The sequence below is a fragment of the Nocardia sp. NPDC059236 genome (genome assembly GCF_042754085.1).
GTDB lineage: Bacteria > Actinomycetota > Actinomycetes > Mycobacteriales > Mycobacteriaceae > Nocardia.
The window spans coordinates 1-9,405 of record NZ_JBHZAF010000052.1 but is presented as its reverse complement, the minus strand read 5'-3'; the positions used below and the strand labels follow the sequence as shown (position 1 = coordinate 9,405).

At 60.5% G+C, this 9,405-nt stretch carries 9 protein-coding genes; 5 read left to right on the top strand and 4 right to left on the bottom strand.

The features are described from left to right. Positions 1-90 precede the first annotated feature (90 nt). From ACFXIV_RS47635 to ACFXIV_RS47620, 4 genes are read right to left on the bottom strand one after another with little or no spacing between them, the layout of a single operon-like run. On the bottom strand, positions 91-684 hold the full coding sequence (locus tag ACFXIV_RS47635) for an ATP/GTP-binding protein (RefSeq protein WP_379405561.1): 594 nt from the start codon (positions 682-684) through the stop codon (positions 91-93). Next, positions 665-1,042 carry a DUF742 domain-containing protein gene (locus ACFXIV_RS47630; RefSeq protein ID WP_379405559.1) on the bottom strand — a complete coding sequence of 126 codons (378 nt, stop codon included), beginning with the start codon at positions 1,040-1,042 and terminating at the stop codon, positions 665-667. The genes ACFXIV_RS47635 and ACFXIV_RS47630 overlap by 20 nt, the downstream gene beginning before the upstream one ends. Next, positions 1,039-1,476, bottom strand: a complete 438-nt coding sequence (locus ACFXIV_RS47625; protein WP_379405557.1) for a roadblock/LC7 domain-containing protein — start codon at positions 1,474-1,476, stop codon at positions 1,039-1,041. Before ACFXIV_RS47625 ends, ACFXIV_RS47630 begins: the two co-directional genes overlap by 4 nt. Positions 1,477-1,504: 28 nt before the next feature. Next, the gene (locus ACFXIV_RS47620; protein ID WP_379421509.1) at positions 1,505-3,895 is read right to left on the bottom strand and encodes a nitrate- and nitrite sensing domain-containing protein; all 2,391 of its coding nucleotides are present in this window, start codon (positions 3,893-3,895) and stop codon (positions 1,505-1,507) included. 413 nt (positions 3,896-4,308) lie between these two features. Here ACFXIV_RS47620 and ACFXIV_RS47615 point away from each other — a divergent pair, with 413 nt between their 5' ends. The 5 genes from ACFXIV_RS47615 to ACFXIV_RS47595 are packed head-to-tail and all read left to right on the top strand — an operon-like array spanning position 4,309 to position 9,047. Beyond that, on the top strand, positions 4,309-5,520 hold the full coding sequence (locus ACFXIV_RS47615) for an acetyl-CoA C-acetyltransferase (RefSeq protein ID WP_379405553.1): 1,212 nt from the start codon (positions 4,309-4,311) through the stop codon (positions 5,518-5,520). A 56-nt stretch (positions 5,521-5,576) separates the two neighbouring features. Continuing rightward, positions 5,577-6,083 carry a MaoC family dehydratase gene (locus ACFXIV_RS47610; RefSeq protein ID WP_379405551.1) on the top strand — a complete coding sequence of 169 codons (507 nt, stop codon included), beginning with the start codon at positions 5,577-5,579 and terminating at the stop codon, positions 6,081-6,083. Between the two features lie 26 nt (positions 6,084-6,109). Next, positions 6,110-7,345: a CoA transferase gene (locus tag ACFXIV_RS47605; protein WP_379405549.1), complete on the top strand. Its 1,236-nt coding sequence runs from the start codon at positions 6,110-6,112 to the stop codon at positions 7,343-7,345. Next, positions 7,342-8,202 (top strand): MaoC family dehydratase N-terminal domain-containing protein, encoded by an 861-nt coding sequence (locus ACFXIV_RS47600; protein WP_379405547.1) that lies wholly within the window; start codon positions 7,342-7,344, stop codon positions 8,200-8,202. The genes ACFXIV_RS47605 and ACFXIV_RS47600 overlap by 4 nt, the downstream gene beginning before the upstream one ends. Beyond that, on the top strand, positions 8,199-9,047 hold the full coding sequence (locus ACFXIV_RS47595; RefSeq protein WP_379405545.1) for an HpcH/HpaI aldolase/citrate lyase family protein: 849 nt from the start codon (positions 8,199-8,201) through the stop codon (positions 9,045-9,047). Before ACFXIV_RS47600 ends, ACFXIV_RS47595 begins: the two co-directional genes overlap by 4 nt. Positions 9,048-9,405 lie beyond the last annotated feature (358 nt).

Here is a 9,405-nt window from a genome sequence, read left to right as displayed (position 1 = left end):
CAGACCAGCAGCTACCGGCCACCCAAAACCCCGCTGTCCGCGCGCCGCAGGCGCCCGGACAGCGCAGAAACCTCATCTGTGGATCAAGGCTTAGCCCGTGGTCGCAAGGGCTGTGAGGTGCTGGAGCAGGCAAACCAATACCTGCTTCGAGGATTCCCGGCGACGCACGTCGCATAGTAGGACAGGGGCATAAGTCTCGATGTTCAGTGCCGTTCGCACCTCGTCGACTTCGTAATTATCAGCGCCGTCGAAGCAGTTTACGGCAACCATGAACGGTATGTTTCTCGACTCGAAGAAGTCTATGGAAGGGAAACAGTACTCCAGTCGTCGAGTATCCGCGATGACGATTGCCCCCAGAGCGCCGAACGAAAGCTCCTTCCACATGAACCAAAATCGGTCCTGTCCCGGTGTTCCGAACAGATAGAGTACGATGTCGGAATTTATCGTAATTCGTCCGAAATCGAGGGCAACGGTCGTTGTCGTCTTCTGTTCTACGCCGGCAAGGCTGTCAACTCCTACCCCGAGTTCGGTTAGCTGCTCCTCTGTACGCAGCGGTGTTATCTCACTCACCGACTTGACGAATGTTGTCTTTCCTGCCCCGAATCCTCCCGCGATCAGAATCTTGACCGCCGTGGCACCCGCGAGATCTCCTCTCGAATGCAGATCATAGTTTGCGAACACCATCGAGTACCGCCTGTAGAATTTTGACGTCCGGCATGGTTGTAGTCAGCATCGGCGAGCGATAGATGAGGTGGCCCGAACCAATGAGGTCGCTGACCAGAACCTTTATCGCGGCCAGCAGCAAGTTCATTTCAGCAGCGATCTCTGCGATCGTCAGCGGTCGCCCCTGACACATCCGCAGAATTTGGCCGTACTCCTTGTCCATGAGCACTGCGTCGCTCTCGGGGCGGACCGCAATAATCAAGGTGATCATGTCCAGTTCATGCGCGTCACGGCCAACACGTCCTCGGGTCACGGCAAATGGTCGAACCAGCGGTCCAGGGTCCGCCGCGAACCCGGAGTCCTCCTCGTCGAATTTCATCGCATGTGGTGGATCTGCTGCTCTGCGGCTCCTCGCGGGCCGGCCGACAAATACGCGCCAACCTGCTGAACGACCATGTTCATCTCATACGCGACCATACCCAGGTCGCCGGTGGCCGAGACGAGCAAGGCGAGGCAAGCGCCCGCGCCCGCCTCGGTCAGGACAAGGTATCCCTCATCCAGTTCGACAACCACCTGCTGGAGCGCGCCTTTATTGAACTGCGTACCGACGCTTCGGGCAAGGCTTCCGAGCGCTGACGCCATCGCCGCGAGATGCTCGCCGTTTTCCCGATGTAGATTTTCCGTCCGGGCCAGCAGCAGTCCATCAACTGATAGCACTACCGCGCCCTCTGAGCATGTCAGGCGTTTTACGAGATCCTCGAGAAGCCAGTCGAGACCAAGTATATTCATTTTGTCCACTATGGTATCTTTCATAACTCAATCAATTGACATCTTGTCGATTCTATTCGCGTGCTCCGCGAGCATGCTTCGTACCTCGCTGGAAGGAAGCCATCGCGTTGTGGGCTTCGTCCGGGTTGCGCATTTTTCGCGAGGGCTGTGTGTTTTCCGGTGTTGCCCCCTCGAATTGTAATTGCGGTGCGAGTTGTGCCTGACGCTCACGTCGGGGCAGCGCAGCACGATCACGCCGCTTGGGGGTCGGCTCTATGACGGGGCTCGACACGTGTTGCGGGGCGAACGCGGGCACGATGACTTCAGATATAGGTTCAGACTCAATGCTCGCCGTCCAGATAGGGCTCAGGCCGGTGAAGTCGGAGTTGACCGCCGGCACCGGATCCCTTGCCGGCTCGTAGGCGACCTCGGTCATCGCACGTTGGTCGGAAGCGAAATCTGGGGAAGAACCCACCTTGGAATCGAGGAGGCTGGACGGAATCAGCACGATTGCTTTCGTGCCACCATAAGGTGATTCCGCCAGGCTCACTGTGATCCCATGCTTCTGGGCCAGCTGACCGATTACGAATATTCCGAGGTTACGGTGCCCGGCCAGTGCCATCTCTTGGAAGTCGGGTGGATTCCTCAACGCTTCGTTCAACAGTGCTCGGTCCTCGAAGCCGATCCCCAAACCTTGATCGTCGATCTCGACGACAACACCCTTTCCGACGAGATTTCCGTGGACCGATACCGGAGCCTGAGGTGGCGAGAATGAAGTCGCGTTGTCGACGAGTTCTGCCAGCAGATGGATCACATCTGCGACCGCCGACCCCAGAATGCGGATGACCGGTATTCGCACCGCGCTTACTCGCGTGAAATCCTGAGTTTCGGAGATCGCACTGCGGACCATGTCCTCGAGCTGTACCGGGTCTCGCCATTTGCGTCCTATCTTGCCACCGCTGAGGATGACCAAGTTCTCGGCGTTTCGCCGCGCGCGGGTTGTCAGATGATCCAGCTCGAAGAGAAGTTCGAGATGCTCCGGGTCGTTCTGCTTTCCCTCCGCTCGATCGAGCAGTGATAGCTGACGGTGGATAATTATCTGACTTCGATACGCGATATCGGTGAAGACTCGATTGACTCCTCGCCGGGTCTTCGATTCAGCGTCGGCCGCGTCGACTGCTGTCCGCTGCGCTGAATTGAACGCCTGAGCGACCTGCCCGATCTCGTCGGAGCTGTGATCGACGACTGGCATTTCGACTTCCACGTCGACCGTCTCGCCACGCTGCATGCGCTGAATAATCGACGGAAGTTGTTTGTGGGCCAGTGTGAGGGTCTTCGTTCTCAGTGCTTGGAGGCGACGCACGAGCCGATTCGCCAACATAATACCTGCCAGAATGGCAGCTGCTGCTAGTGCTACCGTCGCAGCTCCGGCTAGCGCCGACCTTTCGAGCAGTCTATTTGCAGCATCGGTCGCGACATTCTCCGCATATCGGTATTGCGTACTCCACAAGGCCATCAACTGGGAGTCGATGGAATTTTCAACCGAAAGCCACTCGTCCAATGAAACGGTCCGCCCGCCAGGTTGTGAAAGTCCGTCCTCGACAGACACTGCAGTACGCCATTCCGGGCCGGTGGTCAGTGAGCGGTATCGGTCGAGCACCGACGGCGGCACTCGTCGTGACAGCCCGTCGAGTCCGTATCGGCAGGCACCGACGAGCTGGGCAAGCTTCAAACGGGCGGCTTCGTCCAGCGGCCCGTCTTCCAACGCGTGGGAGATCAAACCGACCGCGCGCGAGTGCATTTCGGCTGCTTCCAGCAGTCCGGCTGCACTCATCTCCTCCATTGCCGCACCGTTGTCCGGCGTCGCTCGGGCGGCCAATGTCAGGTTGTCGATCACGAGACTTGCGCCTTTGGAGTAGAAGTCGAAGATCTCGTCGGCTGTCGTGTGTTGAATATCGACGCTTTGTCGAATTGTCGGAAGGTGGGATACGAAGTCGATGTAGGCAGGCAGGACTTTTTCGGTGACTGCAGGGTTGATGCGCTTATATGTTGCGGTCGATGCGCCTATCACGTTCAACGCGGTGTCCGTTGCCTTGCGTTGCGTGGAAATGCCGGAGAGCGCGGTATTGTCGCCGGCTATTGCGCGAAGGCTTGCAGTCCGCTCGTTCTGAAGACTGGTCATCAGCTGGAGGATCGGATCGGTTTGACTGCCCAGCCAGTCGGCCCATTCACGCGCGTCGGCGGAGTCTCGGACCAACACTGATGTACTGGCGACTCCTGTTATGAGGAGGGCGGCGCTCGGGATGAGGGCGATCGCGAGCACTCGACGTCGAATGCTCGCCTGAGTGAACCAGCTGATCCAACGCCGCCAGCCCTGCCATGTGTTGGATTTCGAGTTTCCGTCGATCGGAACCGGCTCCGCGTCGATGCCCGGAGCACTGTTTGTGTCTGAAGTTTCTCTCATATACAGGGAATTCCAGTGTCGTATCCGTAGGGCTGATCACTCGAACTTTCGGGTCGAAATCTCGAGTCGAGGATCAATTGAGGGTTGGAACGTGCAGTGGACTTGTAGGTCGGCCGCGGTCGGACTGACCCGACCGCTTGCGCGGTCGGTCTGGGGCGCCCGTACTTTGTGGAGCAGCCGATCAGCCGGCCCTCGGCCCCCGTTGGCTATTGACACCTCCAGCCGGTCGAGTCACTTGCCGCACCGAGCCGACAAGTGACTCACGTCTCAATCACTCGAACGATCGTTAAGGTAAGGTATCTCTTACCAGCCGTCAAGCGGCTGCGCGTGTCTGCCGGTGCTGCCCTCGGGTCCGCAATCGTGGCCGCCGCGGAATCGGATCTGGCAGTAGCCCATTCATCAGGAGGAGACCTGTGCGAGAGGCCGTTATCTGTGAACCACTACGAACCCCCGTTGGTGGCTTCGGAGGGGCATTTCGAGACATCCCGGCCCACACTCTCGCGAGCAGTGTGATCCGCGCACTTCTCGACCGCACCGGGCTGCCGCCCGAAGCGGTCGATGAAGTGCTGCTCGGCAACTGCTACCCGACGATGGACGCACCCGCAATCGGCCGTGTTGCCGCATTGGATGCTGGACTTCCGGTGACCACGACAGGACTGCAGATCGATCGTCGTTGTGGGTCTGGCCTGCAGGCAGTGCTCTATGCGGCAATGCAGGTGCAGCAGGGAGTTTCCGAGGTTGTCATCGCAGGTGGGGCCGAATCCATGAGCAATGCGCCGTTCTACTCCACTTCACTCCGTTGGGGTGTGCACGGGCGGCCCGCCGTCGCGCTGGATGACGCTCTGGCCCGGGGCCGGGTCACCGCTGGCGGCGTGAATCACCCGGTTGCCGGCGGAATGCTGGAAACGGCGGAGAACCTCCGGCGCGAATACCGGATTTCCCGACACGAACAGGACGACTTCGCCGTCCGCAGCCATCACCGCGCGGCCTCAGCTGCGGCTGAGGGCCGGTTCGACGACGAAATCGTTCCGGTTACTATTTCCGGCCGCAAGGGTGACATCGTCGTGGACCGCGACGAACACATCCGTCCGGAGTCCTCGGAGGCGAAACTGGCGGCGCTCCGCCCGATCCGGATCAGTGAAGACCCCGACGCGACCGTCACGGCAGGTAATGCCAGTGGGCAGAACGACGGCGCGGCGGTCTGCATTGTCACTCACCCCGACAAGGCAAAGGAACTCGGACTGACGCCGATCGCCAAGCTCGTCTCCTGGGCGACTGGCGGGGTGTCACCGGCCACGATGGGTATCGGGCCGGTCCCCGCGGTGGCGAAATCGCTCGACCGTGCTGGGCTCACCCTGAAGGACATCGACCTGATCGAACTCAACGAGGCTTTCGCTGCGCAGGTACTGGCCTGCACTCGCGAGTGGGGCTTTACACCAACGGATTTCGATCGACTCAATGTCAATGGGTCAGGAATCTCGCTCGGTCATCCGGTTGGTGCCACAGGCGGTCGGATCTTGGCAACGCTGACCCGAGAGATGGCTCGTCGCGAAGCCCGATACGGGCTCGAAACGATGTGCATCGGTGGGGGGCAAGGGCTCGCCGCCATCTTCGAGAGGCAGTAGCCGTATGCCGGATACATTTCAGGAGAAGTCTTCCATGTTGCAGGTGGGCCAAAGTCATGAGTGACAGCTTCGGAAGTTCGCCGAGCGAGGTCGACACGACCGTCATCCCGGCTATCGCTATCGGTGCAGAAGGTGTTCGTTCTCTGGTAGGGGTATTCCTCGGTCCGACCGAATGGGTATCCATCACTCAGGAGCGAGTGAACAAGTTCGCCGAAGCCACCGATGATCATCAGTGGATCCATGTCGACGTCGAACGTGCGGCGAAGGAAAGCTCATTCGGCGGGACAATCGCGCACGGCTTCCTGACGCTGTCGCTCATTCCGTTCCTGCTCCCACGGCTCGTGATGATCGACGGGTTCGCCATGGGCGTGAACTACGGCTCCGACAAGGTGCGCTTCCCTGCACCTGTCCCGGTGGGTAGCCGAGTCCGAGCGCACGGCGTCATCGATGAGGTCACCGACATCGCCGGCGGCATCCACATTCGGCTGACGGTGACAATCGAGCTCGACGGCAGTGAGAAGCCAGCGTGTGTAGCGACAGTCCTGCTCCGCCGTTACCTGTAACCGACGCGATCCAGACAGGGAGAAACATGATCGTGGACCGCCCTGGTCGAGGCATTCTCGACGGCCTACGGGTCATCGAAGTGTCGAGCTTTGTGGCCACACCGCTGGGCGGGATGACGCTGGCCCAGCTCGGTGCCGACGTCATTCGCATAGACCCGCTCGGTGGTGCTGCCGACATCGGTCGATGGCCGTTGGCGCCGAATGGAACGAGCCTGTACTGGACCGGCCTGAACAAGGGCAAACGGTCGGTGACTGTGGACTTCCGATCCCCCGAAGGTCGTGACCTGATCACGCGGCTCATCACAGAGTCCGGCCCGAACGGCGGGATTCTGCTGACCAATGCCGGCAATCTGAAGTGGCTCGACTACGAGCAACTTCGCGAGAGCCGCCCGGACCTTATTCAGGTTCAGATCCAAGGCCACCACGATGGCGCCTCGGCGGTCGACTACACCGTGAACGCCGCTATCGGATTTCCGATGGTGACCGGGCCCGAAGGGCATTCGGGTCCGGTCAACCATGTTCTGCCCGCATGGGATGTCGCGTGCGGTCTGTACGCCGCAATCGGGATCCTGGCTGCTGAACGTCGACGGCGATCGACAGGTTCAGGGGAACTGGTGCAGGTTGCGCTGTACGATGTAGCACTCGCGACGGCCGGTAACCTCGGCTTGCTCGCTGAGGCGCAGGTAAACGGCGTTCGCCGGGAACCCGTCGGTAACTATTTTTACGGCGGGTTCGGCTGCGACTTCCGTACGAAAGACGACCGTCACGTGATGGTTATGGCGCTGACACTCCGGCACTGGCAGGATCTGCTGGCTGCAACCGGTACGACCAAGACTGTTGCCGCCGTATCCCACGCTTTGAATGCCGACTTCACGGTGGATGGCGAGCGGTTTCGCTACCGCGAGGTCCTCTCGGGTTTGATTCGTCCCTGGTTCGAGGATCGAGATTTGGCCGATATCGAAAAGGTCCTGGCAGCGACGTCGGTGTTGTGGTCGCCCTACCGGAGGTTCTCCGATCTCGTCGGTGAGCACCTGACTGAACTAAGAGAGAACCCGATAATGGCAGAGATCGATCAGCCGGGGGTCGGGGCGGTGATGGCTCCCGGGTCGCCTGTTCGTTTCGGCCAATCCGAAAGTGTGCCTGTCCGCCCGGCACCCGGGATAGGTGACCAGACCGGCGAGGTCCTCGAGGAACTGCTCGGCATTTCTCCAACCGAATTGGATGCGCTTCGCCGGGATCGGGTGTTGGAGGCACGCGGATGAGTTTGATCGACCACATCGCTGGTTGGCAGCCACCCGTTCAGACCCGTAGCGAGCAGATAACGCCGGGGCCGGCCAGCTCTCTCGCGGCGCTGCTGGATCAGTCCTGGCCTGCACGACTGGAGCGCGAATTGCCGCCTCTGTGGCACTGGCTGTACTTTCTCGACCACCCGCCGGAGGCCGAGCTCGGCGCGGACGGTCACCCACGAAATGGTGAATTCCTACCGCCGATCCCCAGTCGGAGGCGGATGTTTGCAGGTGGCCGACTGACATTTTTCGATCCCATCGTGGTCGGTGAGAAGGTGACGAAGACTTCGAAACTGCACGATGCCGTGGTCAAGCAGGGCAGTAAGTCTGAACTGTTGTTCGTCACTGTTCGACACGAGCTGTCGGTGGACGGCGAAGTGCGCCTCATGGAGGAGTCGGACCTGGTCTATCGCTCCGAAGACACGCCCCCGGTTGCCCACACGGACCAGTTTGTGCCCAGCGAGTCTGCTCCCTGGTCCGATGCTCCCTGGCAACTCGAACTCACAGCAGACCCTGTCCTGTTGTTTCGTTTCAGCGCGCTGACGGCAAATGCGCATCGCATCCATTACGACGAGCCCTATACCCGGCTGCTAGAAGGCTTTCCGAGCTTGGTGGTGCACGGCCCTCTACTGGCATTGCTGCTGCTCGAGCTGCCGCGCAGGTTTGCGGCCCAGCGCACTGTCGAATCGTTCGAGTTTCGCGCGCGCCGACCAGTATTCGCTGGGCAAGCGATGCTCGTGCACGGTAGCCCAGGACCTGAAGATACCTGGGACCTGGGCGTGAACACTACGTCCACCGCGGGAGCCATGACGGGCACGGTCCGGCTGCGATGAACCCGGACAGTCACATTCTCGAAGCTGCCCGGTCCTGGCTGTTCGTCCCCGGAGACCGACCGGAACGATTCAGCAAAGCCGGTGCCAGCGGCGCCGATGTTGTCGTTTGTGATCTCGAAGACGCGGTAGCTCCCGGCATGAAGGACCGGGCTCGCAATGACGTACAGCAATGGCTGATGCAGGGCGGCAGGGCCTGCGTTCGAATCAATGGAGCGAGCACAGCATGGTTTGCCGACGACCTCGCGAGTTTGTCGGAAACACCTGGCTTGCTGGCGATTATGGTACCGAAGGCGGACGATCCCGATGTAATGGCGCATATCCGCGACATCATGCCGGGTAATGTGGCTCTCATCGCGTTGGTCGAGACGGCACTTGGTGTACGGCGTGCATTGAACATTGCGGCAACACCGGGAGTATTGCGGCTCGCGTTCGGATCGCTCGATTACGCGCTCGATATCGATGCGGAACCTGATCCCAGCACCCTCCAGTTGCCACGTTCCGAACTTGTCGCAGCCTCCCGCATCGCCGGTCTGCCCGGACCTGTGGACGGGGTCACCACCGCGCTGCGGGAACAAGGGCGTGTTGCCGAAGACGCGCGGTTCGCCCGGAGATTGGGAATGACCGGCAAGCTCTGCATTCATCCGCAACAGGTACACGAAGTGAATGCCGCGCTGAGCCCGAGCGATCCCGATATCGAATGGGCCCACCGTGTGCTCGCGGCCGTTGGGCAGGCTGGCGCCGTCGATCTGGACGGTCAGATGATCGATAAACCCGTCGTCGACCGTGCCCATCGAATCGTCGGACGGGCTGGGCTGCTGGAGCGACACCGACCTGACGACGTTTGATCAGGCCCAAAGACCATCGAACTCCACGTGTGTGCGCCGCACGTGGTGCTGCTGCGGCTTCCCGCCCTGCCCGCAGCGGTGAACAGCCGGTCCGGTGTCGACCGGTACGGCACTGGACCGGCTGTTCAAATTTGTTGGTGCGAACCATCACTTCATCTCGATGTCGACCACATCGGTGGCATTTTGGAGACTGGTGAAAGCAGCAACCTCACGTTTCGTCGTCGTGCGCGTGCCGGTCGCCCTGAGATCTGGGCGACTCGTAGCCTTAGCCTCGATCCACCGACGGTCTTGTGTCCGTTGGTGCCTGATGAACGAGAAAAGTGCCCTTCGAGCTGGGATGATCGCTGTTGTCTAGGCA